Origin of the sequence: Egbenema bharatensis FJBBOT/2019, assembly GCF_048077055.1 — a bacterium.
Lineage (GTDB): Bacteria > Cyanobacteriota > Cyanobacteriia > Elainellales > Elainellaceae > Egbenema > Egbenema bharatensis.
This window is the reverse complement of the sequence record NZ_CP182236.1, coordinates 7,302,813-7,329,101: the sequence shown is the minus strand read 5'-3', so window position 1 is coordinate 7,329,101 and position 26,289 is coordinate 7,302,813. Positions and strand designations below refer to the sequence as shown.

Genomic DNA, 26,289 nt, shown 5'->3' with positions numbered 1-26,289 from the left:
AACATCGGTTGGATATGTCAAACAGATTGTGTCAGGGAGCAAAGTTAAAGCGGAAACCTATCTTCAAACTCGATGGCAAAACGGTTGAGTGCCGCCTTCCAATTTTGAATCGGCATCGTCCACTTTTTAGCAATGTTAGCAATTGCCAGGTAAACGACTTTGAGCGCAGAATCATCGGTTGGGAAAGCTCGATGATTTTTGAGGACTTTCCTGAGGGTCATGTTGAGGGATTCGATGGCGTTGGTGGTGTAGATAGCTTTGCGAATTTCAGCTGGAAAGGCAAAGAATGGGATGATGCGTCCCCAGTGATTCATCCAGGACTTGCTGATGGTCGGGTATTGTTTATCCCAAGCCTCTGCAAACTCAACTAGCCGCTGTTCTGCCTGGTTTTCAGTGCTAGAGGTGTAGATCAATCGCAGGTCAGCAGCAACTGCTTTGCGATCTTTGTAGGAGACATAGCTTAGGGAATTCCTCCCCATATGGACAATGCACAACTGCACCGTCGTTTTGGGAAAGACCGTCTCAATGGCATCGGCAAAGCCTGTCAGTCCATCGACACAAGCGATGAAGATGTCCTTGAGTCCTCGATTCTGTAACTCTGTCAGAATCGCTAACCAGAATTTGGCAGATTCATTCTGAGTCATCCACATCCCCAGTAATTCCTTGGTACCGGACAAGGTCACCCCCAGAGCCAGGTGGATCGCTTTGTTGACCACTCGTCCGTCTTGGCGAACTTTGACCACAATCGCATCAAAGTAGACAATCGGGTAGAGCGCATCAAGCGGTCGATTTTGCCAGAGTTTGCGTTCCGCTTCGACCGCATCAGTGATGTTGGAAATCAGTCCAGCCGATACCTCCACTCCATAGAGGTCTTGCAATTGAGCTTGAATATCACGAGGACTCATGCCTCGGGCATACAGGCTGAGAATCTTGTCATCAAACCCGTTAAAGCGAGTTTGTCCCTTCTTGACGATGATGGGCTCAAATTCACTGTGACGGTCACGGGGAACCGCGATCTCAGCTTGTCCAAACTCGCCCTTGATTGTCTTCTTGCTGTGCCCGTTGCGACGATTGCGAGCCGTTTTGCCCTCACTGGCTGGTTCAGAGGATTGTTCCTCCAGATGCGTTTTCATCTCTGCATTCAAACACCGCTCTACCAAGGCTGCCGTCAATTGTTTGACAATGCCCTCGTTGCCTAGGAGGTCTTCCGGGTTCTCGTAGCCTTGGAGCAGTTCATCGAGTAATTCAGGTCGAAAAGTCATAGGGTTGTGTCTCAAGTTCTATAGTTCATTAGATCTTGTTTTATTCTCTGACACAATCTAATTTACAATCCCGAAAGAGAGACTCGTTACCAGGTATTCCCGAACACCATTGCGACGATAGGCCCGTTTTTTGTCTCGCAGGTCGATCGCAGCACTGCTGGCAGCAACTTCCACAATCAGTTCCGGTGCCCCTTCGATGTAGTCTTCTTCGCTGATTCGCGCTTGTCCGCCCGCCGCTTCGCTGATCAACATGACGGCATCCGGTTGGGGTTCGTTATCGAGATCAAGCTTTACCGTTGGATTATCGCCCACTTCAACGCCCGGAGTTGCCGCTGCGTACACCACCAACCATGCCATGATTCTGCTATGGGGTTAACCATGACTCCGAAATCGCAGGGCTGCGGGCATATAGACCACTCCTTCAATTAGCTCGGCTTTTTTGAGGTGAGGCATAGCTTCATACCGCCGCTCAAATTCGTAACGGTTCAGCCGATCGCCGCATTCCAGAGGAGGAACGGCCGGAATCTGGGTTTGCTTTGAGAAAGGAGTTTCAACCATACACGGGCTGGATTAGTATTGCGGGTAGACATTGCTTGGACATTGCCTGGACATTGCCTGCTGTTCTTCGATCATACCTGTCCCCGAATGGACGCTGGCTGGGTGCTGGAAGTGACTAAAGTGCAAGTGATTAAAGTGCAGCAGTTGCAACTGGAAGGGTTTGAAACTGACCCGATCACGAAAATGGGTGGTGTATCTGCGACACTGGATTAAGACAGTCCGTGGCTGACTGAACCCTTCTCGATCGCCTTTATTTCTATTGCTCCTGTGAACGGTTTTCTGAATCTCAACAAACCTGCTGGCTTCACCTCCCATGATTGCGTGGCGCGAGTCCGAAAATTACTGCGTACGAAAAAAGTAGGGCATGGAGGAACCCTTGATCCAGCCGCGACGGGTGTTTTGCCGATCGCCATTGGTCAGGCAACTCGACTGTTGCAGTACTTAAATCACAACAAGGCTTACCGGGCCACGATTCGATTTGGGCTGAAGACCACTACCGATGATCTGGAGGGAGAGGTGCTAGAATCGGCTCCGGCGGCTGAATTGACCCTGGATAAAGTCCAGTTTTACTTACCGCAGTTTATCGGGACGATCGAACAAATTCCTCCCAGCTACAGTGCGATTCAGGTGGGCGGCAAGCGGTTATATGAGCTGGCCCGATCGGGGGAACAGGTAGAGGCTCCCGTGCGGACGGTGCAAATTGATCAGATCGACCTGTTGGAATGGCGATCGGGGGAGTTTCCCGAACTGGATCTGATGATTGCCTGCGGAACAGGAACTTATATTCGATCGATCGCCCGCGACTTAGGCGAGCTTGTCGGCACAGGTGGAACTCTCGCAGCTCTCCAAAGAACTCAGAGCAACGGCTTCTCCCTGGAAACCAGTCTCACCCTGGAAGACCTGACCCATCAGATTGAATCCCAAACCTTTCAACCTATTCCTCCTAACCCGGCCCTCCAACACCTGGCAACCCTGCATCTATCTCCAGAGGCAGCCGATCGATGGTGCAAGGGGCAGCGCATTCCCTGGACATCTAATTGTCCCAACGAAGAAAAATCGCAGTTCTATCGGGTATTAAATGAAACCGATCGCTTCCTGGGCATCGGCCAACCGATCGACCTCGACAACATCCCTCACCTGGCCCCCAAACTCGTCTGGACAGCCCCCTCCTGAGATCTCCTCACCCCTCACCCCTCACCCCTCACCCCTCACCCCTCACCCCTCACTCCTCACTCCTCACCCCTCACTCCTCACTCCTCACTCCCAATGCACTTCCAGAACTGGCACACACTCCAGGGGCAACGCCTGAGCAGAGTGGATAGGATCAAAGTAGGCAGGTAATGTAGTGAATTTAACGAAAAGAATGAAGTTCTGCATCTCCACAATTAACTCAATCGAATCCTTGAGTTTGAATCATTTCATTCTTTATTGAGCGTGTGTTTGACAAGTTTGAACAATTGACCCCGGTGGAGGAGAACGGTAATGAAACGAAAAATGAACTGGTTTGTGTTTCCGACAGCCCTTGCTGCAACCCTGGCGATCGCTACAACGGTACAGGGTAATCCGGTACAAACTCCCCTCTCAGCTCCTGTGACAGTGAACGGCAGTTCTGGTGGTGGGCAGGCGAGTCAGTGTGGCTTTATCTCCGGTACACCCAGCCAGGTAATTGTGGTGAATCAACCGACTGCATTACGCTTCAAACTGGAAGCCCAGGGACAACCCACGCTCTGGATTGCCGGCCCCGTCGATCGCTGCGTCATGGCGGATGGATTGTCTGGGGGGCAAATTGAGCTTCCGGGCGTTTGGGAACCGGGAACCTATTCTATCTATGTTGGTGATTTGGCCCAGGGCAGTCATCCCTATACGCTGTCGATCACGCAGGAAAATTAGGAATGCGAACGAAATAAGCTGAAAATCTTGTGGGGTGGGCAGCGTTTCGACTGAGCGCTCAAGCCGAAGTCTTGCCCGCCCAGCCAACCCGATCGGGGCACACAGCAGTACGCCCTTACAGTAGATTTCTTCTAAGCCACCTACGCGACGGAGACTAACTGTCCTCCAGTTGCTTCACCGTGACATCGATCGCCTCTACATCCACTGTACCGGGGGGAGTAAGGCGATGAAACTTCTTGTTTTCAATTTTAAGGGGTTCGCTGCAACTGGGACACCGTAGTTGAGTGCCATTGATCCCTGCCGATTCATAGCCGCAGACAGGGCAGCGATCGACGACTAGATTCCGCTTCAGCCACCAGCGAAATACCGCAAAGGCAACGATTGGAGCAATGAGCAAGAATCCTAGCACAATGAAGGAAAACTGTACCAGCCAGCCCAGTCCGATCGAACTGAGCACCCAAATGATCAGCAGGAGAGTCAGCCAGAACCGTAAGCCCGACCAGTTGAGTTGCAGGTTTCTAAAGCCATTTTGATTCACAGCGACCTCCCGAAATTGCAAACATTGAACCTAACACCGCGTCTTGTTTGACCTGAGCTTTATCATCAAAATCTCTTTAGATTCAGATGTAGCAGATTTGGCCGCAGAGGACGACAAACTTAAGCAGGTCTTTATTGTCCAGGATAGAACACCGGAAACAGGAACGAACAGGGGGATTGTCCGACCTTTTCCGGTTTGCCCTTTTACAATACTCAAGGAACCTCATGGCGAATGAATAGCATGACGGACTTGATTTTGTTTTGGCATCGACGCGATCTGCGAATTGCAGATAATGTGGGATTGACCGCTGCAAGGGAACGCACGTCTAAGGTAGTGGGGATTTTTTGCCTGGATCCAGGAATTCTAGACCAGGATGATGTTGCCCCGGCCAGGGTAATGTACTTAATCGGTAGCCTGGCGGCACTGGAGAAACGCTACTCGGAGGTAGGGAGCCAACTGTTAATTGTGAAAGGCTCTCCAGACCAGGCAATTCCCGGTCTGGCAAAATCTCTAGCGGCAACTGCTGTGTTCTTCAACCAGGATGTGGAACCCTACGCTAAGGAGCGCGATCGATCGGTCATCGAAGCCCTCCAGGAGTCTGGGATTGAAGTGCAGCCATTTTGGGATCAATTACTCCATCCACCCAAGCAGGTGATGACCAATGCGGGAGAACCGTATAGTGTGTTTACTCCCTTCTGGCGCAACTGGAAAGCTCAGGAGAAAGCGGCTCCTCTAACGACCCTGGCGGATGTGGAAGGTTTAACCCCGTCGGAACAAGAGCAGGCGCAGGCCGCAGGGACGATCGCCCTACCGACTGCCAAGGATTTAGGGTTTGAGTGGGAACATGAGCTGATCCTGGAACCGGGAGAGCAAGCGGCCCAGGAACGACTGGAAGCCTTTTGCGATCGGGCGATTCAGGAATACGGTGAACAGCGCAACTTTCCTGCTGTTCCAGGTACTTCTCAACTAAGTGCAGCCCTCAAGTTTGGTACGATCGGCATTCGCACCGTCTGGTCTGCTGCTGAGGACGTTTATAACCGCAGCCGCAGTGATGAAACCCGTCAGAATGTGCAAACCTGGCAGCAAGAATTATGCTGGCGAGAATTTTATCAACATGCCATGTTTTTTTTCCCGGAACTGGCAACGGGTCCCTACCGTGACCCCTTTAAGGATTTTCCCTGGGAAAATGATCAGGAGCTTTTTCAGGCATGGTGTGAAGGCAAAACTGGATATCCGATCGTCGATGCCGCCATGCGCCAGTTAAATACGATCGGTTGGATGCACAACCGTTGCCGCATGATTGTCGCCAGCTTCCTGACCAAAGATTTGATCATTGACTGGCGATGGGGAGAAAAGTATTTTATGCAGAAGCTGATGGATGGAGATTTATCTGCGAATAATGGCGGGTGGCAATGGAGTGCGTCCAGCGGTATGGATCCCAAACCGTTGCGAATTTTTAACCCTGCCAGCCAATCCCAAAAGTTTGATCCGGAGGGAGAATATATCCGTGAATGGTTGCCTGAACTCAAAAGTCTAGACACCGAACTGCTGGTGACGGGTAAAATTCCCGATGATGAACGCGATCGCTGTGATTATCCCCGACCGATCGTGGATCACAAGCAGCGACAACGACAGTTTAAAGAAATTTACCAGCAGCAAAGAGCGGCCCGTTGAAGGTAGAACAAAAGGTGGAAGCTCTATGTTCCAGGTTTGAGAACCACTTTGATGCAGTTTTCTTCCTTATTTTTGAAAATGTCGTAGGCGCGGGGTGCATCCTCCAGCGGGAGACGATGGGTAATCACAAAGGATGGATCTAGATCACCCTTTTGAATCCGATCGAGTAAGGGGCGCAGATACCGATGGACATGGGTTTGTCCCATCTTCAGGGTCAAACCTTTGTTAAAGGCTGCCCCCATAGGAATCTTGTCCGTAAACCCGCCATAGACCCCAGCCAGAGAGACAGTTCCCCCCTTACGACAGGCTACGATGGCTTGACGTAAGACGTGAGGGCGATCGGTTTCTAGCCGCACCGTTTGCTTCACTTTGTCATATAGCCCTTCTACGTTCATTCCGTGCGCTTCTAAACCCACGGCATCAATGCAGGCATCTGGACCCCGCCCGCCCGTCATTTCCTTCAGAGCTTCCCCTGCATCCACTTCTTCAAAGTTAATGATCTCGGCTCCTGCATCTTTTCGGGCCATTTCCAGGCGTTCAGGCACTCGATCGATCGCAATCACCCGCTCCGCGCCCAGCAAGAAGGCACTCTTGATCGCAAACTGCCCAACCGGGCCACATCCCCAGATTGCTACCGTATCACCAGGTTGAATATTGCAGTTCTCTGCCGCCATGTATCCCGTCGGCAAAATATCGCTCAGGAACAGCACTTGTTCATCGGTTAACCCATCGGGCACTTTAACCGGGCCCACATCCGCAAACGGGACGCGCACGTATTCTGCCTGTCCGCCTGCGTAGCCGCCCATCAAGTGAGAGTAGCCATAAATGCCTGCGGGGGTATGACCATAAAGCTTTTCCGTCAACCAACCCTTAGGGTTAGAGTTGTCGCAGAGGGACCACAAATCCCGCTGGCAGAAGAAACAATGACCACAGGAGATTGGAAAAGGCACCACGACGCGATCGCCCTTTTGCAGCTTTTTGACTTCAGAACCCACTTCCACCACTTCTCCCATGAACTCATGGCCCATGATGTCTCCGGGTTGCATGGTGGGAATATAACCGTCATAAATATGTAGATCGGAACCGCAGATCGCTGTAGAAGTGATCTTAAGAATGGCATCCTGCGGATTGAGTAGAGTTGGGTCTGGCACTGTCTCTACCCGCATATCATTCGCACCATGCCAACATACAGCTTTCATTCCATATCTCCTATTTCTATGTTTCACTCACTGAGAACCTACCCAAAAACCCTACCAGGAGCTTTGGATTCCAAAAACTCTAGTACACTGCGGCTTGAATATGCCTACCATCTGTAGGGCAGGCTTCTAGCCTGCGCGGGCAGGATGCCTGCTTTACGGTAGCTAAACTCACGCCAAGGTCTACTAGTCGGTTTTCGGATAGGTACTGATGGGGCGGACAAGATGCTCACCCTACAGAGACTTCAGATGATTTCATTCCCTTTCAAGCGATCGGACAATAACTGCAATCCATCTCTCTTGAACCCATGCCACTTAACGATTGGGATCGTTAATGCGCGTAGGGTCATTGATCCGATTCGGATCGTTAATTCGACTAGAATCATTGATGCGAGAAGTAGAGGTTGTCGTTCCGACGCGCGGATCCTGGTATCGAGTTGGCTCGTTATTGTGATTGTTACGACCTGCCAACCCTGCTAAACCCAGCAGACCCAGTAGACCTAACAATCCCCAATCAAATCCATCATTATCATCGGTGGCGGTTCCAGCGGTTCCAGTCGTTCCAGTCGTTCCAGTCGTTCCTGGCTCCTGGGCTGGTGCTCCCGTCCCGGTTCCTTGTGTTCCAGTGGGATCTCCCGGAGGGGCAGGAGCCTGGGCTGAAACAGGCAGTACGACTGCGAAGGATGCGACACAAAGAGCGATCGCACTGGTTCCGATTTTCTTAGCTACTTTAGAGGGCTTCATAGGATTCTCCAATTTCTATGCTTAAGGCTGAGTATTTAACAACCCTTTATCTTGAGAAAAACAGCGAAAGATTGCGCCGCTATTAACTCCAGCTTCCCTAAAAAAGCCCTGTTTAACTTCTGGCTTTGGTTCTATTTGTTATTTCCTGGCTTGAAATCAAAAGTTGACTTTTCGTGTTTTACAACACAACTTTAGTTGAAGAGAAGTTTGGTTATTTGGGATGCATATTTGACCAAACAACATTTTCCCCTTGTGACTTCGCTCCTCCCCCAAAGGTTGAATCAACAGAATGAAATAGGGGCAGTTTGTGGACTACCCCTGATAAGCTCTTGGCTGAATTGAAGAAAAGAAATGGATGGTGAGCGAACTGATTTAGAAGGGTGAAGCAGCAACGATGATATCACTTGCTCTGAGAGTTGGCTGATTGGCAAAGGTGGCAATGCGCACCTGTCTCTGCCCTCCCGCACCGTCTGCATCGTAGAACAGGATGCCCCGGTTTTCGTTGTAAATGAAGCGGTGCCGATCGCTCTCTGCCCGTTTGCCGACGTGGAACTGATTGCGTCTAATCCGACCGGAACGCAGTCCCTCAAAGCCTTCTGAGCCTTCAAACGCCTGATTCAGAAAGACCAGCTTATCCCCTTCCCGACGGTTAAAGTCCGCAATCCGCTTGACTCCATCTCGCGGCCCAGTGAAGACAAAGCGATCGGCTCCTGATCCGCCCACCATTCTATCTCGCCCCCGGCCGCCAATCAGCGTATCATTACCTGCACCTCCATCCAGAGTATTCACGCCTGCATTCCCGATGATGACGTTATTGAGTTCATTACCCGTACCGTTGATATTACCATTACCCGTAAGGCGCAGGTTCTCAACGTTTTCCGTTAATGTATAGCTGAGGGCAGCCAGAACCGTATCTGTGCCTTCATTTGGGTTTTCAACTACTAAGTCAGTGGCACTGTTGACGATGTAAGTGTCGTCCCCTAATCCACCCTGCATCAGATTACTTCCAGTGCCGCCATCCAGGGTATCATCACCTGCACCGCCTACTAGGGTATCATTGCCGCCTAAGCCTTGTAACAGGTTATTACCACTGTTACCGATAATCACGTTATCAAACTCGTTGCCGGTTCCGTTAACATTATCCGTTCCAATTAACGTTAAGTTTCTTTCATTGGCTCCCAGGGTGTAGCTGACTGCGGAAATGACGTTTGGGTTAGGGGGTGGCGATGGGGGAGCGGGATGCTGATAGTTCGGATCAAACACAAAGATACTTTCGAGTCTTAATAATCCCTCGTTATCGATAAAGCTACGGGGAGCATCCTGTAAAACCGCGACAACATCCTGTTTATCTTGTTCTGGGCCAATATAAACCAGAGCTAAATCAGCCGTGTTTGCAGTATCTTCGTTGCCAAATTTTTGTCCCCAGAATACTGGAATAATCCGATAGTGGGCCGGCGCACCACTGAGTTTAATTTTGTCGCCTTCAGTTGAAGTGAGGATGGAATTAAAGTCTCTAATTAAAGCAAATCCTTTGGGCGTAGGGTCATCTAAGCGATCGTCATTTAAGTAGGCAGGATTACCAGAGCGATCGGTTAAATCAAACAGATCCGGATCTTTGCCTCCAATCAGGACATCAAACTCGCTGATCACGTTGGCGGGATTGGGTTGATAAACACCACCATAGGGTTTCAGGACATCATAACCATCCCCTCCGGCAAGGGTATCATCGCCTGCACCCCCGATGAGGGTATCATGTCCACCCAAACCATTAATCTGATCGTCAGCCGGTGTTCCTACAAGGTTATTGTTTGCTTCGTTACCGTTGATAATTGCCATTGTTCTTGTTCCTTTATTCGTTGCAAGGGGTGATTGAATATATTCATGCTTGAGGATTTTTCCTCACAATCTGGCATCAAAAATCATCCGAGTTGGATTCCTACTAGCATTGCGAGGTGATCCAGTTCGGTGATAATGAGCGATCGTTCTGAGGGGTTAAAGCTGCTTTTGTAGAGGGCTAAATGCTGGCTCTTTTCAGTTCGCTCTCATCCGTTTCTCAGGATGTTTTCACTTTAACTGTCCAATCTAAGCAGGTCGATGGCTAAAAATTGAGGAAAGTTATGGAGAACAGTAGGACGCGATCGATTTGCCCTTAAAGTTTCATCTAAAGTTTCATCAAAAAGTATTGGGATACGCTTGATCTTCTCCAGGTGTATCCCTTATGCTATTGCGATGCTGGTTGTTTCAACGAGAAGGAGCCAGTGAACCCATCGGCTTAAGGTGAGGTCTGCGCTGATTAGGGAAGCCGCAAACAACCCTAACCAGCTAACCTGACTCTCTGCGACAACCAGAGAGCTAGGCTGTGCTGATTGTAGATCATCGGATCGACAATCGATCGCCTCGCTGTTTAGTAAGGAGTCTGGGGGGCTGTTCCTGGAACATACTCCCACACCTTAAGCTTTTCTTCCCTTACATCATCTCAGCGAGGAACTAAATATGTCTTCAGAGTTCAACGAACGATTGCCCGTCGCACCAGACGATCGGGCCCAACTTTGGATTATCGGCACCCGCGATCAGGTCATCTTCACTATGAATGAGCTATACGTCCGACGAGTAGCCACCGATCGGGTTCAGTTCACCCCCATCATTCCGGCTCCCTTTGCCAACGGGAAATACATGACGGTGCTGGTGCGTTAACTGTTAATTTAATGCGGCTGCGTTGTAACGCCACTGGTCTGTCTCGCGTCAGGCTGCTGGCGTTACAGATTCGTACTTGGATGATTGAGTCGATATTCAGGATTCCTTGGAGTCGGCGGAAATCTCATACCCTTAACAACTGCAAGAGGATTCCCAGAATACCCGCCAAGCCAATATAGTATCCTGCTGGCAACAATAGCCGTCGGATGATGATGCCTTCCCGCCCCAGTAACCCTACCGTTGCCGCAGCCGCCACAATATTAGACACACAGATCATGTTCCCTGCTGATGCACCCACACACTGTAACGCCAGAATTAAAGCGGTAGATAGATCCAGTTGATCGGCAACGCCAAACTGGAACAAGGAAAACATCATGTTACTGATGGTGACACTGCCCGCTACAAATGCGCCGATTAATCCGACCACCGGGGCAAAGAAAGCCCAGCCTTGCCCAACGATCGCTGCCATTGTGTCGGCTAGCATTAAGGGCATACTGTCTAATCCTGTGGTATTTGTGCCGGAGTTAATGAAGACTCGCGCCATCAACACTGCTGCACCCAACGCCAGGGTCACTTTACGAATGACGGGTAGTGCATCCCCGATCGCCTGCCGCAGATCTGCTGGTTTCATGCGATGCAAAAAGTAGGTAATGCCCACCACCAGCAGCAGGATAGTGGGGGGTATGTAAAGGGGTTGCAGGGTAGCAGTGAGGGAAGTGTTAAAAATATTGCTCCAGCGGATCTGTACCGATCGCAAAGCAGCCGTGACGGGAGGCACCACCCGCGAAATCACCAGTAGCACCCCCACTAATCCATAGGGAAGCCAGGCTTTAACCGCTCCCATTGTTGCTGGATTAGTTGACAGGGTGGCAGGGGAATTGCCTAACCATGAGACATCCCAGCGTTCTCGGGGTGGAAAATCCCAGGGCTGTTGAGGAACTAACCATCCCCGTTTGGCAACGAAGACTACCAGGGCCAATCCCACCAGGCCTCCTACAATCGTCGGAAATTCTGGGCCCAGTGCGATCGCAGTCAGCGCGTAGGGAATGGTAAAGGCAATGCCCGCAAACAGAGCAAACTTCCAGGCAGACAGTCCGGCACGGATGGAAGGACGATCGCCAAAGAAGACCGTTAATACCAACGATAGGATTAATGGAATAAAACTGCCAACGATCCCATTGACCACTCCAGCATATTGTCCAATCAGCCGCAGATACTCTGGATAGGTTAGCCCCAATGCCAAAACCTGTGTCTGTACGGCCGTCACTCCGCTTAACCCGGCATCAATTCCGATCAGAATGGGAGTGCCCACTGCGCCAAAGGTAGAGGGCGTACTCTGAATGATTAGTGCCACCAGAACCGCTGCCATTGCTGGAAAGCCGATCGCCACCAGGAGCGGTACACAAATGACGGCTGGAGTACCGAAGCCCGACGCACCTTCGATAAAACTGCCAAACAGCCAGGCAATAATAATGACTTGAACGCGACGATCGCCGGAAATGGAGAGTAAGCTTTGGCGGATAGCCTGAATGGCTCCGGATGCTTGCAGGGTGTTCAGTAGCAATACTGCGCCAAAGACGATGTATAAAATTTCAACTGCAATCCATAGCCCTTGTACCGTAGAGGCCGCCACCCAGTTAAACGGCACTTGCCACACCAGGAGGGCGATCGTTGCTGTCACCAGGTAGGCGATCGGCATCGCTCGTCCAGCAGGCATCCGTACTCCTACCAGAAGCAGGAAAACGGTAAGGATGGGAATCAGGGCAATGAAGGAATAAAGCGATAAAACCATGATTCAGGTGACACGAAGGAAACCATCACTGATGGGCAGAATCCTCTCCATGCTTGACTCCCAGTTCAGATTCGGCACGGTTTAACATTGTTTTTTGAATATGTTTTTCATGCTGATGCTCTTCCACCATCCGTTCTCTCGCTTCTTCTGTCACAGAGGTATGGCGATCGCCCACCTCCAGTGCTTCCTCAGAACGACTTCGCATGGATTGTTGCAGGTGCTTCTCATCCTGGCGTTGTTGTGCTGCCGCTTTTCTGGCTTCTTCTTGGGTACTCATGGTGAAATCTACCTCAGCTAGATTAGTAAAGTTTTTGAATTGAGTTTTTCAATGCGGTCTTTTTCGTCTATGCCCAGATTCTACCAAGCCGATCGCCCATTCTGAGACCTGACTGGGCAATCTGGATAATAAAGCTTAATAGTCAGCTTGAAATGAGGAGATGCAGTACATCGATCGTTACATCAGGGAATGCCAATGGAGGGTTTCACTCATCAGACCATTCTTATCCTCTAAATCGATCGCGTTAGCGAGGCGGAGCCTTATCGCACTAGCAAGGCGGAGCCTTATCGCGTTAGCGAGGCGGAGCCTTATTGCCCCTATTCCTCTATCAATGCCTGAAACCGATCGTCGTGACGAATGCGATCGAAGTCCTCATCTGTTTTTGCTAGTTCTCGACATTCAGGGTTAAGGGCGATCGATTGTTGCAAGTTCTGAATGGCTTGTTCAATATCTCCTTGCAATCCATAGCAGCAAGCTTTGTTATACCAAACTTCGTGTTGATCGGCTTTGAACTCCAGAGCTTTGTCATAGGAATCGATCGCCTGTTGGTATTGCCCTAAGTTAGCTAGTGCAAGTCCTCGGTTGCTCCAAGCTTGGTGGTAATCAGGTTTGTACTCCAGAGCTTTGTCCAAAGAGTCGATCGCTTGTTGATATTGCCCTGAGTTGTACAGTGCACCTCCTCGGCTGTACCAAGCTTCGTGGTCATCGGGTTTGAACTCCAGTGCTTTGTCATAGGAGTCGATCGCCTGTTGGTATTGCTCTAATTTGTACAGAGCACCTCCTCGGCTGTACCAAGCTTCGTGGTCATCGGGTTTGAACTCCAGAGCTTTGTCATAGGAGTCGATCGCTTGTTGGTATTGCCCTAAGTTTTTCAGTGCAACTCCTCGGTTGTTCCAAGCTTGGTGTTTATCGGGTTTGTACTCCAGTGCTTTGTCATAGGAGTCGATCGCTTGTTGATATTGCCCTAAGTCATCCAGTGCAACTCCTCGGTTATACCAAGCTTGGTGTTTATCGGGTTTGTACTCCAGTGCTTTGTCATAGGAGTCGATCGCTTGTTGGTATTGCCCTGAGTTGTACAGTGTAACTCCTCGGTTGTACCAAGCTTGGTGGTAATCAGGTTTGAACTCCAGTGCTTTGTCATAGGAGTCGATCGCCTGTTGGTATTGCCCTAAGTTGACCAGTGCAATGCCTTTCAAGAACCATACAAGTCCAGAATCTGGGGTGAATTCGAGGAGTTTTTCAGAGCTAGATAGTGCAGCTTGATATTGTTGTTGCTCAATGGCTTCAACCCCGAAGCTAAACAAGGAAACTAGCATGAATTGTGGATCACGATCGACTAGATTCAGCAACAAAGAGAGTAAAAATGGAATGTGTGGCTTAACATCAATTTGCGTTCCTTTGGCTTCAATCTGACCATCACGCGGTTGTAGAATCCGTTCAGTTTGAATTAAAGATTGAAGCACAGTACGAAGTTTTTGCTTACGCCATTGTCTTTGCCAAAAATTACCTCCTGCCAACTGTTGTGCTGTAGGTAAAACGGTAATTTCATGGAGCACGATCCCCATCTGACGCAACAGATCCACCGCATCATAAATGTACTCAGCAAGAGGAGCCGTCTGAATTGCACTGTCATATCGCTCCTTCCAGGTTCCTTTCAAAGAGTGCTGAAAGGTTTGTCCCGTCAGAGCCACATCTCGATTTTTGGCTTTCACCAAGTTTTCAACAATGTTCCTGAAGGTTCCATCATTCGATCGAGCAATGTCATCCAACTCCTCAGGATTGGTTTTGATGTTTGCTTGCGTTGTACGATCGACCAGTAAATTCACGATCGCCTGATTGCTGGGGTCAGGCAGTTCATACTGCTGAAACCGTTGCCACAGCAGATGATTTTCTAGTTCCAGTTTCTCTAACTCTCCCGGTTCATTCCGTGCCGTTGCCAACACTCGAACCCGGTCTTTCCCGCAGGCATTCTCATAAAATTTCAGCGTTTTCAACAAACGCTCATGCAAAGGAGTGTCTGCTAGCTGGAGCGGTTTTTCCTGGGAATCTGAAGAATCCGAAGACGGCTGGATAGCACCCGCCGATCGACTGCCCAAATACATCGCCTGTCCCAGGTTGTCCAGCACAAACAGTAATTTCGGTTGACTCACCCCAATCTGCTCTATTGGAAAGCGACTCGGCTCAGTCAACCAGGCGCACTCATCATTCTTCAATCGCAGAACCACCCAGCCTTCACCGTTCAAAAGTTTAGCCAGTTCAGCCGCTTCTCGCGTTTTACCCAGTCCCGTCCGCCCCAACAGCAGCAACCAGCCCCGGTTAAGCTGATTTTCTAGCTCTTGCCGAATATCTGCCGCTTCTCGTCGAGCCTGATAGGGCACATTAAAATCCGCCAACGGATCAGCCTTGCTCTGCCGCGAATCCAACAGTCGTTGCAGCACATCACCCGTACCAGGCTGAATCACCTCAAACGGAAACAAATCACTTGACACTGGCGGATGGGTTCGTCGCTTCTTCAATGTCCGCCAAAATGCTCGCCCAGCTTTTGTAAGAAACCAACCCAGACACGTCAAAATCGGAGTTGCAATTGCAATCGCAATACCGTCATGCTCCAGGGCAAACTGCCATAAGTTTTCAAGTAACTGCAAAAGGTCTGGCATTACAGGTATGGGATTTGATAAAAACCGATCGCACCTGAGCAAATCTTAACCTGTCGCCTTTCGATGGGGTGAGGTAGGGAAGCCGCTGACAGAATTCAGGAAAATGCCGGTATTGTCGTTGTTCCTACTCTTCCACCACTTCAACCAGATCCTCGATCGCCACATCAAAAGTCCAAGCCAGTTTGAGTAAAGCTGTTACGTCTACCGTGGACATTCCAGGCGATCAGGCATAGGTTTTCAAGGTGCTGTAAACAATTCCTGAACGTTCAGAGACTTCCTTTAACGTCCAGCCTCGCGCTTTAGCAAATTCTCTGATTTTCAGCTTAATTCGCCCCAATCGTCTCCTTACTCCTCTACAACTTCCACTAAGTCATCCGTCATCACTTCAAAAATCCGAGCCAGTTTCATCAAAGCCGTATAGTCCACCGTCGCTAGAGTCGGAGCCTGAGCATACTTCTTTACTGTGGCGTAGGGAACCCCCGATCGCTCAGACACCTCTTTTAATGTCCAGCCTTTCTCATCAGCAAATTCTCGGACTTTTAATCTGATCCGTCCCATGCAGTTGACAAAGGCTACGATCGTAGCCTTTAATAAGTTCAGCTTCAAAAGCCGATCGCCCTCCTGCCTGAAAAACTGAAGGGCGATCCACCATATATTTCCCGAAAATTCAGGAGTAATCCTCATGATATCAGCCTACCCGTTCCATTCAACGGCTTCAGTTCACGCTGCCCAATTTTTCCCATCCCCACTCCCCACTCCCCACTCCCCACTTCCCACTCCCTACTTCGATCGCCTCCATCCCTGGTGCATCATCCGCCTTCTCCCGCAAATGCAGCGCACCGTGGTTGCCCGATTTCGTAAACGCAATGATGCCGAGGCGCATCTCAAAATTTTGCAGCAGATGACTCCAGATGCAGAGTACGTGATTATCTTTGATCCCCCCGATCGGTTGCTACTTTCAGCCAACCCTCGGCAGGATAGATCAGTGCCTTGATTCTCATGGGATTAAATTTAGTAGGGCGATAAATTCATCTCGTATCAAGTCTGCATCTCGCAAAATCTTAGCCAGTCAGCCTTTTCCAACTGACGAGAGCTAGTTGCTGGCCGCAATGTCCCCGTAGAGTTTTGTCCGCTGCTCTCGGTGGCTTTCCAGGGCTAATTCAATTATGCGAATTGTGTTTCTGGCTTCCTGCGGTTTAACCGCCAGTTCTGCCCCTTGCGCGATCGCCTGATAAACATTTTCATAGAACGCCTGATAGCAGCCTGGTAGTGTTTCAATTTGCCCGTAGAAATGCAAACGACCCATTTGTGTGTTCAACGTTCCCCACTGCGCTTGGGGTTCCAATCCCCAATCTGGCTCGACGGGAGTCAACCCCTGTCGCAGGGCTGCTTCCTGGGGATCCATGCCATATTTGACAAACGAACCTTCTGAGCCATGCAGGATGAAGTGGGGCCCCGGTTCTCTCACCAGCATTCCAGCCCTCAGGATCACTTTCAAGCTGCCGTAGTCCAAGCCAATCTCAAAATAATCATCGGCTTTTGCCCCTGCTCGTTGAGTTCGCACATCTGCGGTAACGGATTGGGGCAGACCAAATAAGACCTGCGCCTGATCGATCAAATGCGACCCCATATCAAACAGAATGCCGCTTCCCAATTCCGGCGTTTCCCGCCATGCTCCCGGTTTGAGGGTGTTTCTAAAGCGATCGTAGTGGGCTTCATATTCTACCAATTCTCCCAGGATTCCCTGTGCGATGATCTGTTTGACGGTTTGAAAGTCTCCATCCCAGCGACGGTTGTGATAAACACTAAGAATTCGCTGAGTTTTCTGGGCTAGCTCAATTAATTGTTGAGCCTGAGCGGAAGTGGTAGTGAAGGGTTTATCAACGACCACATGTTTTCCAGCCAATAAGGCCTGCTGGGCCAGTTCAAAGTGTGTCGGGTTGGGGGTGGCAATGACCACCAGATCGATCGCTGGATCGTGGAACAGGGCATCTGCATTCTGAACGACTTCTACCCAGGGATATTGCTGGCGAGAAGCTTCACCGTGACGTTCCACAACCTTTGCCAACTTTAGAGCCGGAACAGCATTAATCAGGGGGGCATGAAACACCTGACCTGCAATGCCATAACCAACCAACCCCACTTGAATTTGAGCGACCATGATTGCTCCAAATCATTCATATCTTCAATTTTAGATAAGACAAATCTGCTTCAATTTTTTTACCGTTCAAGTGGTACGACATTGGAACCGATCGCCCAAACTGTTACAACAGAGTTACAAGTGTCAACCGTCAGGAGAGATTCACCATGACGATCGCCCCTAGACAGCCCAAGCCCCACACCGCAGAAGAATATCTGGCGTTGGAGGTGGAGTCTGAGATTCGCCATGAATACCGCAACGGAGAAATCATTCCCATGACTGGCGGCACACCTGAGCATAACGAAATCACAGGCAATCTAATTTATTTACTGAAGTCCGTTTTGAGAGGACAGCCTTACAGTATATTTGTGACCGATCAACGCCTTTGGATTCCTGATTTAGATCTTTATACTTACCCAGACGTAATGGTGATCCAACGCCCCCTGGAACTCAAGCCAGGACGAAAAGATACCGTTACCAATCCGGTGCTGATTGCGGAAGTGTTATCGGATTCAACCCAGGGATACGATCGAGGGGAAAAGTTTGCAGCCTATCGCACGATCCCGACCTTTCAGGAATATTTGCTGATTGATCAATCCAAAGCTCATGTTGAGCAGTTTGTCTGGCAGTCTGAGCATCAGTGGTTGTTTACAGAGTACAAAGGGTTAGAGGCGCAGATTGGTTTATCCTCGGTGCCAGTTGAAATTGGGTTGAAGGATCTCTATGAGGGGGTGATCGGGAAGATGGAGTGAAGAGAGAAAAGAGAAGAGAGAAAAGTGAAGAGTGAAGAGTGGGGAGTAGCGCAAATGACGGAGCAGACGGAGCAAAAAGCAGGGTTCTGGGCAAATGTTTCCTCGACTGCTGAGAGTAGTGGGATTATTGCCTGGACCCTAGTACTTGTTTTGGGCATTGTGCTCTTGTTTAGTTGGAACACTCGCTACCATGCAGGGTATAGAGTCGGGGCAGGAGAAGGGGCGGTTTATAAAGAGCTTTATATGCAGGCCCAGAAAGATATTGGCACCCTGCAACGGCAACATGAAATTGATATTAAAGAGATTACGCGATTAACCAAAGAAGCCAGTACGAAAAGAGGACGGGTGAAGCCCGCTCAAATTGATGCCGATAAATTAAAGGAACAGGCTGAACGGGAACTGGCCGAGATTCAAGTGCAGCGGAATGCGATTCTGGAACAGTCGATCGAAATTGGTAAACAGGTGGGACGGGCAGAGGAGGCTGAGAAGCGGAGTCAGGAACTACAGGCACAACTTCATGCCAGCGAAAATCGATTCAACCTTTCGTTGATTGGGAATGTGCTGCTGGCGATCGGACTCCTGACGATTCTGGTGGTGGGTTTTCTAGAGAAACAGGGCGTGATTCAGTCCAGAGACAGTCGATCTTTCTACCGTGATCCTAAAACCATTTCTGTAAAGTCAATGGAAAGCACGTCGGATGCAAAGTCGCTTCAGGAAGCGGAAAAGTTTGACCAGAAGGCTCTCCCCTCTGAACCCTCTGCGAATGAATGAGCCTCCCCTCTCCAGAATCAGCCTTCATCCTGCAGGGCGGGCATCTGGTCTGTCATCTTCCCAAAGAACCAATAAGCAAAGCTTTACCCTCGCTCCAGCAACCTCTATAGTTAATCTCATTGATCTTTTGGATTCATGCGGCTAGAGTATTCTTAGGATAGATTTTAATCTATTCAGGCAAGCCATTTTATAGACTAAACCTGATGTCATCAGCCAATCTAATCGATCGCACTTTGATGGGTTAAGAGTCAAAATTTGGTTCCTGACAGGGGTGCAACCCCTTCTAACCATCTTGGGTCAGTGTGAATGGGGCTGATTTGATCCTGAAAGTTTTGTCGGCAACTTAGTTTGCGCCTTCCCCCATCCGTTCTCTGAAAGTCCTACAGGTAAACTGCATGACTCCTTTTTTGCTGCAAACCGTCTGGCTCATTCCTTGCTACGCGATCGTTGGCGTTGTGGCCTCCAGTCTCTGGTCACCGGCGCTAATTCGTCGTACGGGGCCCCGTCCTGCGGGTTACATTAACTTACTCATGACTTTTCTGGCGTTTATTCACAGTCTGGCGGCCTTTCCATTGGTGTGGCAGCAGCCGGCTCAAACGCTTTCCATTTCCTGGTTACAGGTGGCAGGGTTAGATCTTTCCCTGCCTATAGAAATTTCTGCGGTAACGGTGGGAGCCAGTTTGGTCGTCACCGGCTTAAATGTGTTGGCCCAGACCTATGCGATCGGCTATCTGGAGATGGACTGGGGGTGGTCACGGTTTTTTGCCATGCTGGCTCTGTTTGAAGCCGGAATGTGTAGTCTGGCGTTCTGTGATTCCCTCTTCTTCAGCTACATCATTCTGGAGATTCTCACCCTGGGAACTTACCTGATTGTCGGCACCTGGTTTAATCAATCGCTGGTGGTGACGGGGGCGCGAGATGCCTTTCTCACCAAGCGGGTGGGTGATTTGTTTTTGCTCATGGGGGTATTAGCAATTTACCCTCTGGCGGGAACCTGGAATTTCAGTGAACTGGCGCAGTGGGCCGAAACGGCTACGGTAGATCCAACGATCGCCACTCTGGTTGGCCTGGCTCTGCTGGCTGGGCCGATGGGTAAGTGCGCTCAATTTCCCCTGCACCTGTGGCTGGATGAGGCAATGGAAGGGCCCATCCCCAGTACAATTCTGCGGAATTCCGTGGTGGTGGCAACCGGAGCCTGGGTATTAATCAAACTCCAGCCCGTCTTGGCATTGTCTCCTACGGTGCTCACCGCGATGATTGCGATTGGGGCGCTGACGGCCGTGGGCGGAACCCTGATTGCGATCGCTCAGATTGATGTGAAACGATCGCTTTCCTACTCGGTGAGTGCTTACATGGGACTGGTGTTCATCGCTGTGGGCACCGGACAAACCGATGCCGCCCTATTGTTGATTCTTAGCCATGCCCTGGCTCAGGGATTGCTGGTCATGAGTACGGGGTCGATCGTGTTGAACAGTATTACTCAGGATTTGACCCAACTGGGGGGACTCTGGAGCCGTCGGCCGATTTCCGGTTTGTGCTGTCTGGTGGGCATTGCTGGTTTGGTGGGTTTGCCGCCTCTGGGTGGATTTTGGGCATTGCTGAAGCTGGCGGATGGACTGTGGGCGACGCAACCCTGGCTGGTGGGCGTTCTGCTCCTGGTGAATGGATTGACCGCCTTCAGCCTGATCCGTGAATTTGGTCTAATTTTCGCCGGTTCTCCCAAGCAAATGACTGAGCGATCGCCGGAAAACTTCTGGCTGGTGACGCTACCGATGATGGTGCTGATGGGTGTGACGCTGCATTTGCCCCTGATCCTGCAAAGCCTCTCCTTACTCCCCAGTTGGGCTGACCTGAACAAGGATATGGCCTTGCTTCTGGTATGGTCTGATTTGGCGGGCATTAGCATTGGAGCCGTCGTCTACATTGGGCAAAGCATTCCCAAACCGATTCAACTGCCCTGGAAACGGCTTCAGTCCTTCTTTGCCTATGACCTGTACACGCCCCAACTCTATCGCTCCAGCATTGTTTTCTGCGTCGATCGGGCTTCTCGTTTGATTGACTGGTTCGATCGCCATGTGGTAGATGGAGTGGTGAATTTGGTGGGAGTGGCATCACTCTTCAGTGGAGAAGCCCTGAAATACGGTAACTCTGGTCAGGGACAGTTTTACATCCTGACGATCGCCATTGGGTTGGCGGTGATTGCTTTAAGTATTAGTTGGACGTTGGTTTGGTAGTATCCACCCGACGAATTAAATAAGCTGAAATTCTTGTGGGGTGGGCATCTTGCCCGCCCAGTCAACAAAGCAAAACGCTTTACAGGTGATTTAATCCATGATCCTCAGCAAACCCAGCTACCGCTCCTACTGAGTTTCTTCTGATTCCCGATTCCCGATTCTCGATTCTCGATTCCCGATTCCCCCAAAATGCTAAGTACACTCATCTGGTTTCCGATTCTTAGTGCCCTTGCGATCGTCATTTTGCCGATTCGCCAGACGAAACTGACGGCTCTGATTCTGAGTGGGCTGATCTTGCTCTGGTCCCTCTGGATTGCGGCTCAGTTCGATTTCTCCAATCCACTACTGCAACTCCAGGAATATCTCCCCTGGCTGGAAGCACTGGGCTTGAACTATCAGTTGGGCGTAGATGGATTGTCTCTGCCTCTCCTCCTCCTCAACAGTTTGCTCACCTGGATCGCCATTTATAGTAGCCAGGAACAAACTGAGCGCCCCCGGTTGTTCTACAGCCTGGTGCTGTTGGTGAGTGGGGCCGTTGCGGGCGCACTTCTGTCCCAAAATTTGCTGCTGTTTTTCCTGTTCTATGAAGTGGAACTCGTCCCCTTTTATCTGCTGATTTCGATTTGGGGTGGCGAAAAGCGAAATTATGCTGCGACCAAATTTTTGCTCTATACGGCTCTGTCTGGCGCATTGATTTTGGTTGCCTTCCTGGGACTGGTGTGGCAGCAAGGAGCGGACAGCTTTGCCTACGAGGCATTGATGGGACAGACGTTGCCCCTCTGGATTCAAACTATCCTGCTGGGCTTTGTCCTGGTGGGCTTCGGCATCAAAATTCCCCTGGTGCCGTTACACACCTGGCTGCCGGATACCTACGTTGCGGCTTCTGCCCCCGTAGCGATTTTGCTGGGTGGCGTACTGGCAAAGCTGGGAGCCTATGGCATTTTTCGGTTTGGCTTAGGACTGTTTCCCGAAGCCTGGGCGGTTCTGGCTCCAGGATTAGCGACCTGGGCAACGGTCAGTGTGTTGTACGGAGCAACGGTGGCGATCGCCCAAAAGGACATCAAACGCATGGTCGCGTACAGTTCCGTTGGCCACATGGGATACATCCTGCTGGGGGGGGCTGCATTAACCCCACTAAGTCTGGTGGGTGCGGTGGCCCAAATGGTGGCGCATGGATTAATTCTGGCGATTCTGTTCCATCTGGTGGGTGTGATTGAAGCCAAAGTGGGAACGCGAGAGCTGGATGTCCTCAACGGGTTGATGAATCCGATCCGGGGATTGCCTTTGGTCAGTGCCCTGCTGATTCTGGGGGGCATGGCCAGTGCGGGAATTCCAGGATTAGTCGGCTTTATTGCAGAATTTCTGGTGTTCCAGGGCAGCTATGCAGTCTTTCCGGTTCAGACTTTGCTGTGTGTGGTGGGAACAGGCTTAACGGCGGTGTACTTCGTGATTCTGTTGAACCGCACCTGCTTTGGTAAGTTGGATAATGCGATCGCCTATTTCCCTAAAGTAGAGTGGCGAGAACGGGTTCCGGCTTTAATCCTGTCCATGATTATTTTCTTCCTGGGCATTCAACCCACCTGGTTAGTCCGCTGGAGCGAATCCACTACTCTCTCTATGGTGGCCGCCATTCCCACCCTGACGCAACCGACGATCGTCCAGGTTGCAGAGCCATCAGAGGCAATAGCGAATCATGACCCTTACCCTGGCATGATGGAAGTGAAAGATTAGATCCGGTTACTGCATAAGACGATCGTCGATCGATCGTCTTATGCAGGCAAGATGCCGGCGCTACGGATTTAAATCAGGATGGGCATCTTGCCCATCCCACAAGAACTCTCGTTCCCTGTACGGACGAACGCAATTTGCCTCTACCCCACTCCCTGTACGGGCGATCACTCCTTCGGAGTCGCTATGCGAACGCGATTCGCCCCTACCCCATTCCCCACTCCCCTTCCCTACCATGACCCTAACCCTCTCTCAAACCCAACTCCCCCCTTCCACCCACGAATTCGCTGATGTGATCCATCGCCTGGAGGCGGGTGGTTCTATGCTGCCCGATACGCCGGAAAATCTGATGCAGATCATCGGTATCTACAAGGCCTATGCCGTGCCGATGGATTTCTACTGGCGCGATTTGCTCTACATTGCCGAACGGGTGTTTCTCAATCCGCTGCCGGCCTTTAAGTACTTCCTACCCCAGGAGTATCTGGATTTGCACAATCATTATGCTGGGGATGATGCGGATCTGCGGATTTGGCGAGGAGAAGCTACCGCCCATCCCGAACTTCTGGCTTTCATGGAAAAGGGAGAACTGAAGCAGAAATTACCCAAGCTGTTTCACCATCTGTGGCACGATCGCGTCAATATGGAGTTTGCGGAAGCCTGTATGCGGGCGATGTTCTGGCATCGGGGCATGGGCGGCCAGTTTGATCCGTACCTTGATAGTGAGGAGTATAAAGCTAACGCCGATCGCGCCATTCGAGCTTACTTCCGGGGCAATCCGGTGATGTTGGGATTGTACCAATTATTCCCGGATATGTTCCTGGAGCAGGTGCGGGAACTATCCTACTACGCTAACCTGGGTCTGTTCTGGGAAGTCATGGCTCCGGTGTTTTTTGAGATGTCGGATCTGTACGATGAAGGAAAATTGACGACGGTTCCAGAGGCGATGAATTTTCTTGTGAACGGTATTTTTGCGATCGCCGGTCGTCCGATTTACCATCACGTTTACATTCAGGGTGAGTGCTACGAAATTATTCCTAAATCAAAGGGCTTTATGTGGCTCTATGAAGCGGCCCTGCCCTACGTCGAAGCGGTATTTTACCGAACTTCACCCTTCCGGGGCACCAAGTCCTACAATGCGCAGGCAAAGCAGGTTCCCCTCGATCAAAAAGAGTTTCACTACGGCATTCTCTATGCGGATGTGTTCCCGGTCGGTTCCGCAGGCATTCCTCCTACACTGCTAATGCAGGATATGTTGCACTTCTTACCGCCATACCTGCTGGATTATTATCAACAGTATTGTCGAGGTGAGGATGATATGCTGATCCAGTTGGGGATTACTTTCCAGCGATCGATGTACAACGTCACCTCAGCGGTAATTCAGGCACTACGGACTGCCCTCCTCTATCCCCTGGATGATCCCAATCCCAGGCACCTGATGGCGAATCGCAAATTCTTTGAATCGCAACTCGATCGGTTTAAGCGACCGGAAGCGCGGTTGAGAGATATTCAAAGTCAGGATTACCGATGAAGGAAAGTGCCCGGTCTAGAAACGGCTCCCTTGATCGGTGTTGATGCCTGGTAGACTGGGCGGGCAAGATGCCTACCCCACAATAAAGATCAGAGTCTATGCTTGGTGGACTGGGCAAGATGTCCACCCCACAAGAGATTGACAGGTAGCAGGACTGAAATCTTCTTTTTTCGTTCTTCATTCTTTCCTTTTTCCCTTCCAAACTATGGCAGATATTGTTGACATTGCAGTAAGCGCAGAAGGATTCAAAACGCTGGTGACAGCCGTACAAGCGGCTGATTTGGTGGAAACCCTGAAGGGCCCTGCCCGTTCACGGTCTTCGCTCCGAATGATGATGCCTTTGCTAAACTTCCTCCGGGAACCATTCAAACCCTGGTACAAAATGTGCCTCAACTGGCCCGAATTTTGACCTTCCATGTGGTTTCAGGCAAATGGATGAAGGCGGATCTGGAGCAGGTAGAATCCCTGACTTCGATCGAAGGTTCGCCCATTCCGATCGATTTATCCGATGGATTTGAGGTGAAAAACGCTACGGTGTTGGCAGCCGATATTGAAGCGGACAACGGGGTGATTCATGTCCTCGATCGAGTCATTTTGATGGGATAAAGCAGGCAGTGAATCAGGATTTTAGAACACACTACATCAACCCTGAAGGAGTACACAACGATGCAAATCAGACGCTTAGTTATTCTTCCTGTCATCCTATGGCTGACGTTCCTGGCGGCTTGTCAACCCAACAATCCAACGGCTCCTGGCAATACTGAGCAGGAGGAGGAAGCTCAACCTGGAGAACCCGCAGAACAAGAGGAGGAAGAAGAGGATAGTGAGGAGGAGGAAGGGGAAGAGGATTAAGGTGCTATTTCAGGGATGTTTAGGGTGATAATTTGAAATGATCCAACCGATCGCCGATCCAACCGATCGCCCGGTTGAAGAACTGGAAAACGATCGCCTGCGAACGTCCCCCGATTCAGGTCAGCACTACCCATGAGCCGTGATGAATTTGCCCACAATCTGTTTCACAATCGAACTGGTGTATTGGCCACGATGCACCGGAAAGAACAGGCCATTCGTCCCGTTTTAGCCCAGATTGGTATGCAAATTGTTGTGCCTGAAGCATTAAATACGGATGAATTCGGCACCTTTACCCGCGAGGTGGAGCGGACGGGGGATCAACTTCAGGCAGCCCGCCTCAAAGCAGAAAAGGCAATGGCACTCACCGGGTTAGATCTGGGACTGGCTAGCGAAGGGAGTTTTGGTCATCACTCCTCCATTCCCTTCCTGGCTTGCGATCGAGAACTCGTGGTGCTGATCGATCGCCAACAGGATCTGGAGATCGTCGGTCAGGTGATTTCCACCGACACCAACTACAGCCAGCAACAGGTCACAACCCTGGAGTCTGCGATCGCCTTTGCGCAAAAAGTTGGGTTTCCATCCCACGGGGTTGTGGCCATGCCCGAGGCGCACCCCCTCCCTGGTTCTCCTATCTTTAAGGGCATTACTGATGAATCCCAGTTGGTGGACGCTGTAACCGAATTACTGCGTCAGTTTGGTCAGGCTCACCTGGAAACCGATATGCGAGCCATGCACAACCCTACCCGGATGAAGGTGATTGCCCAGGCGACGCAGGATCTCGTGACCAAAATGAGTCAATGTTGTCCGCAGTGTGGTTATCCTGGTTTTACCGCAGTGGAGCGTCAGGCTGGATTACCCTGTGCCCTGTGTCAGTTTCCAACTGCCCTCCCTCTGGCTGTGACCCATCGTTGTCAAAAATGTGATTTCAGCAGCGTCAGTTATTTTCCCAATGGTCAGGAATTTGCAGATCCAGCCCAATGTTCCTACTGCAATCCTTAGAAA

The 26,289-nt window shown here is 50.5% G+C and carries 23 protein-coding genes and 3 pseudogenes; 14 read left to right on the top strand and 12 right to left on the bottom strand.

The features are described 5' to 3' along the window. Positions 1-44: 44 nt before the first annotated feature. Positions 45-1,262: an IS256 family transposase gene (locus ACM1PF_RS34060; protein WP_416670982.1), complete on the bottom strand. Its 1,218-nt coding sequence runs from the start codon at positions 1,260-1,262 to the stop codon at positions 45-47. 87 nt (positions 1,263-1,349) lie between these two features. Further along, positions 1,350-1,820, bottom strand: a pseudogene (locus tag ACM1PF_RS34055) (Uma2 family endonuclease); the annotation flags it as partial. 87 nt (positions 1,821-1,907) lie between these two features. Between ACM1PF_RS34055 and ACM1PF_RS34050 the strand changes: the two are divergent. The 3 genes from ACM1PF_RS34050 to ACM1PF_RS34040 all read left to right on the top strand — a co-directional run bounded on the left by ACM1PF_RS34050 (position 1,908) and on the right by ACM1PF_RS34040 (position 3,710). Beyond that, positions 1,908-2,033 carry a hypothetical protein gene (locus ACM1PF_RS34050; RefSeq protein ID WP_416670981.1) on the top strand — a complete coding sequence of 42 codons (126 nt, stop codon included), beginning with the start codon at positions 1,908-1,910 and terminating at the stop codon, positions 2,031-2,033. A 54-nt stretch (positions 2,034-2,087) separates the two neighbouring features. After that, positions 2,088-2,993 carry a tRNA pseudouridine(55) synthase TruB gene (gene truB / locus ACM1PF_RS34045; protein WP_416670979.1) on the top strand — a complete coding sequence of 302 codons (906 nt, stop codon included), beginning with the start codon at positions 2,088-2,090 and terminating at the stop codon, positions 2,991-2,993. A gap of 309 nt (positions 2,994-3,302) precedes the next feature. After that, positions 3,303-3,710 (top strand): hypothetical protein, encoded by a 408-nt coding sequence (locus tag ACM1PF_RS34040; protein ID WP_416670978.1) that lies wholly within the window; start codon positions 3,303-3,305, stop codon positions 3,708-3,710. A 154-nt stretch (positions 3,711-3,864) separates the two neighbouring features. Here the strand turns inward: ACM1PF_RS34040 and ACM1PF_RS34035 are convergent, their stop codons facing one another. Then, positions 3,865-4,248 carry a hypothetical protein gene (locus ACM1PF_RS34035; RefSeq protein WP_416670977.1) on the bottom strand — a complete coding sequence of 128 codons (384 nt, stop codon included), beginning with the start codon at positions 4,246-4,248 and terminating at the stop codon, positions 3,865-3,867. Positions 4,249-4,488: 240 nt separating this feature from the next. On the opposite strand from ACM1PF_RS34035, the gene ACM1PF_RS34030 reads away from it, so the two are divergent. After that, positions 4,489-5,922, top strand: coding sequence for an FAD-binding domain-containing protein (locus ACM1PF_RS34030; protein ID WP_416676929.1), 1,434 nt, complete (start codon positions 4,489-4,491; stop codon positions 5,920-5,922). 23 nt (positions 5,923-5,945) lie between these two features. Here ACM1PF_RS34030 and ACM1PF_RS34025 read toward each other — a convergent pair whose 3' ends face one another. The 3 genes from ACM1PF_RS34025 to ACM1PF_RS34015 form a co-directional block, all read right to left on the bottom strand. Then, positions 5,946-7,121, bottom strand: a complete 1,176-nt coding sequence (locus ACM1PF_RS34025; protein ID WP_416670974.1) for a zinc-dependent alcohol dehydrogenase — start codon at positions 7,119-7,121, stop codon at positions 5,946-5,948. Positions 7,122-7,433: 312 nt separating this feature from the next. Next, positions 7,434-7,862, bottom strand: coding sequence for a WGxxGxxG family protein (locus ACM1PF_RS34020; RefSeq protein WP_416670973.1), 429 nt, complete (start codon positions 7,860-7,862; stop codon positions 7,434-7,436). Positions 7,863-8,234: 372 nt separating this feature from the next. Next, positions 8,235-9,698 (bottom strand): calcium-binding protein, encoded by a 1,464-nt coding sequence (locus ACM1PF_RS34015; RefSeq protein ID WP_416670971.1) that lies wholly within the window; start codon positions 9,696-9,698, stop codon positions 8,235-8,237. 657 nt (positions 9,699-10,355) lie between these two features. Between ACM1PF_RS34015 and ACM1PF_RS34010 the strand changes: the two genes are divergently transcribed. Further along, positions 10,356-10,556 (top strand): hypothetical protein, encoded by a 201-nt coding sequence (locus ACM1PF_RS34010; protein WP_416670969.1) that lies wholly within the window; start codon positions 10,356-10,358, stop codon positions 10,554-10,556. Between the two features lie 124 nt (positions 10,557-10,680). On the opposite strand, the gene ACM1PF_RS34005 is transcribed toward ACM1PF_RS34010, so the two are convergent. The 5 genes and pseudogenes from ACM1PF_RS34005 to ACM1PF_RS33985 form a co-directional block, all read right to left on the bottom strand. Then, complete coding sequence (locus tag ACM1PF_RS34005) at positions 10,681-12,348, bottom strand: L-lactate permease (protein WP_416670967.1); 1,668 nt, start codon at positions 12,346-12,348, stop codon at positions 10,681-10,683. A gap of 25 nt (positions 12,349-12,373) precedes the next feature. Then, positions 12,374-12,625 (bottom strand): hypothetical protein, encoded by a 252-nt coding sequence (locus ACM1PF_RS34000; RefSeq protein ID WP_416670965.1) that lies wholly within the window; start codon positions 12,623-12,625, stop codon positions 12,374-12,376. 317 nt (positions 12,626-12,942) lie between these two features. Beyond that, the gene (locus ACM1PF_RS33995) at positions 12,943-15,282 is read right to left on the bottom strand and encodes a tetratricopeptide repeat protein (RefSeq protein WP_416670963.1); all 2,340 of its coding nucleotides are present in this window, start codon (positions 15,280-15,282) and stop codon (positions 12,943-12,945) included. Between the two features lie 124 nt (positions 15,283-15,406). Continuing rightward, positions 15,407-15,619, bottom strand: a pseudogene (locus ACM1PF_RS33990) (helix-turn-helix domain-containing protein). Between the two features lie 8 nt (positions 15,620-15,627). Further along, the gene (locus ACM1PF_RS33985; RefSeq protein WP_416676928.1) at positions 15,628-15,840 is read right to left on the bottom strand and encodes a helix-turn-helix domain-containing protein; all 213 of its coding nucleotides are present in this window, start codon (positions 15,838-15,840) and stop codon (positions 15,628-15,630) included. A gap of 124 nt (positions 15,841-15,964) precedes the next feature. Here ACM1PF_RS33985 and ACM1PF_RS33980 point away from each other — a divergent pair, with 124 nt between their 5' ends. Continuing rightward, positions 15,965-16,276, top strand: a complete 312-nt coding sequence (locus ACM1PF_RS33980) for a hypothetical protein (protein ID WP_416670962.1) — start codon at positions 15,965-15,967, stop codon at positions 16,274-16,276. A gap of 99 nt (positions 16,277-16,375) precedes the next feature. Here the strand turns inward: ACM1PF_RS33980 and ACM1PF_RS33975 are convergent, their stop codons facing one another. After that, positions 16,376-17,443, bottom strand: coding sequence for an oxidoreductase (locus ACM1PF_RS33975; RefSeq protein ID WP_416670961.1), 1,068 nt, complete (start codon positions 17,441-17,443; stop codon positions 16,376-16,378). A 146-nt stretch (positions 17,444-17,589) separates the two neighbouring features. Here ACM1PF_RS33975 and ACM1PF_RS33970 point away from each other — a divergent pair, with 146 nt between their 5' ends. The 8 genes and pseudogenes from ACM1PF_RS33970 to ACM1PF_RS33935 all read left to right on the top strand — a co-directional run bounded on the left by ACM1PF_RS33970 (position 17,590) and on the right by ACM1PF_RS33935 (position 26,286). Next, on the top strand, positions 17,590-18,174 hold the full coding sequence (locus tag ACM1PF_RS33970) for a Uma2 family endonuclease (protein WP_416670958.1): 585 nt from the start codon (positions 17,590-17,592) through the stop codon (positions 18,172-18,174). 24 nt (positions 18,175-18,198) lie between these two features. Next, positions 18,199-18,945, top strand: coding sequence for a hypothetical protein (locus tag ACM1PF_RS33965; RefSeq protein WP_416670956.1), 747 nt, complete (start codon positions 18,199-18,201; stop codon positions 18,943-18,945). 395 nt (positions 18,946-19,340) lie between these two features. After that, entirely contained in the window at positions 19,341-21,179 is a 1,839-nt protein-coding gene (locus tag ACM1PF_RS33960; RefSeq protein WP_416670954.1) for an NAD(P)H-quinone oxidoreductase subunit F, read from the top strand. A gap of 189 nt (positions 21,180-21,368) precedes the next feature. After that, positions 21,369-22,910 carry an NADH-quinone oxidoreductase subunit M gene (locus ACM1PF_RS33955; RefSeq protein ID WP_416670952.1) on the top strand — a complete coding sequence of 514 codons (1,542 nt, stop codon included), beginning with the start codon at positions 21,369-21,371 and terminating at the stop codon, positions 22,908-22,910. A 232-nt stretch (positions 22,911-23,142) separates the two neighbouring features. Beyond that, on the top strand, positions 23,143-24,435 hold the full coding sequence (locus ACM1PF_RS33950; RefSeq protein ID WP_416670951.1) for a CO2 hydration protein: 1,293 nt from the start codon (positions 23,143-23,145) through the stop codon (positions 24,433-24,435). Between the two features lie 205 nt (positions 24,436-24,640). Further along, positions 24,641-25,041, top strand: a pseudogene (locus ACM1PF_RS33945) (fasciclin domain-containing protein). A gap of 60 nt (positions 25,042-25,101) precedes the next feature. Beyond that, complete coding sequence (locus tag ACM1PF_RS33940) at positions 25,102-25,287, top strand: hypothetical protein (protein WP_416670949.1); 186 nt, start codon at positions 25,102-25,104, stop codon at positions 25,285-25,287. A 132-nt stretch (positions 25,288-25,419) separates the two neighbouring features. Next, a complete protein-coding gene (locus tag ACM1PF_RS33935; protein ID WP_416670946.1) occupies positions 25,420-26,286 on the top strand; it encodes a DUF6671 family protein in 867 nt (288 codons plus the stop codon). Positions 26,287-26,289 lie beyond the last annotated feature (3 nt).

Bases quoted from the DNA above. Each gene is read 5' to 3' on its own strand.
- ACM1PF_RS34060 (WP_416670982.1), bottom strand. From the start codon at position 1,262: ATGACTTTTCGACCTGAATTACTCGATGAACTGCTCCAAGGCTACGAG.
- ACM1PF_RS34050 (WP_416670981.1), top strand. From the start codon at position 1,908: ATGGACGCTGGCTGGGTGCTGGAAGTGACTAAAGTGCAAGTGATTAAA.
- ACM1PF_RS34040 (WP_416670978.1), top strand. From the start codon at position 3,303: ATGAAACGAAAAATGAACTGGTTTGTGTTTCCGACAGCCCTTGCTGCA.
- ACM1PF_RS34030 (WP_416676929.1), top strand. From the start codon at position 4,489: ATGACGGACTTGATTTTGTTTTGGCATCGACGCGATCTGCGAATTGCA.
- ACM1PF_RS34025 (WP_416670974.1), bottom strand. From the start codon at position 7,121: ATGAAAGCTGTATGTTGGCATGGTGCGAATGATATGCGGGTAGAGACA.
- ACM1PF_RS34020 (WP_416670973.1), bottom strand. From the start codon at position 7,862: ATGAAGCCCTCTAAAGTAGCTAAGAAAATCGGAACCAGTGCGATCGCT.
- ACM1PF_RS34015 (WP_416670971.1), bottom strand. From the start codon at position 9,698: ATGGCAATTATCAACGGTAACGAAGCAAACAATAACCTTGTAGGAACA.
- ACM1PF_RS34010 (WP_416670969.1), top strand. From the start codon at position 10,356: ATGTCTTCAGAGTTCAACGAACGATTGCCCGTCGCACCAGACGATCGG.
- ACM1PF_RS34005 (WP_416670967.1), bottom strand. From the start codon at position 12,348: ATGGTTTTATCGCTTTATTCCTTCATTGCCCTGATTCCCATCCTTACC.
- ACM1PF_RS34000 (WP_416670965.1), bottom strand. From the start codon at position 12,625: ATGAGTACCCAAGAAGAAGCCAGAAAAGCGGCAGCACAACAACGCCAG.
- ACM1PF_RS33995 (WP_416670963.1), bottom strand. From the start codon at position 15,282: ATGCCAGACCTTTTGCAGTTACTTGAAAACTTATGGCAGTTTGCCCTG.
- ACM1PF_RS33985 (WP_416676928.1), bottom strand. From the start codon at position 15,840: ATGGGACGGATCAGATTAAAAGTCCGAGAATTTGCTGATGAGAAAGGC.
- ACM1PF_RS33980 (WP_416670962.1), top strand. From the start codon at position 15,965: ATGATATCAGCCTACCCGTTCCATTCAACGGCTTCAGTTCACGCTGCC.
- ACM1PF_RS33975 (WP_416670961.1), bottom strand. From the start codon at position 17,443: ATGGTCGCTCAAATTCAAGTGGGGTTGGTTGGTTATGGCATTGCAGGT.
- ACM1PF_RS33970 (WP_416670958.1), top strand. From the start codon at position 17,590: ATGACGATCGCCCCTAGACAGCCCAAGCCCCACACCGCAGAAGAATAT.
- ACM1PF_RS33960 (WP_416670954.1), top strand. From the start codon at position 19,341: ATGACTCCTTTTTTGCTGCAAACCGTCTGGCTCATTCCTTGCTACGCG.
- ACM1PF_RS33955 (WP_416670952.1), top strand. From the start codon at position 21,369: ATGCTAAGTACACTCATCTGGTTTCCGATTCTTAGTGCCCTTGCGATC.
- ACM1PF_RS33950 (WP_416670951.1), top strand. From the start codon at position 23,143: ATGACCCTAACCCTCTCTCAAACCCAACTCCCCCCTTCCACCCACGAA.
- ACM1PF_RS33940 (WP_416670949.1), top strand. From the start codon at position 25,102: ATGCAAATCAGACGCTTAGTTATTCTTCCTGTCATCCTATGGCTGACG.
- ACM1PF_RS33935 (WP_416670946.1), top strand. From the start codon at position 25,420: ATGAGCCGTGATGAATTTGCCCACAATCTGTTTCACAATCGAACTGGT.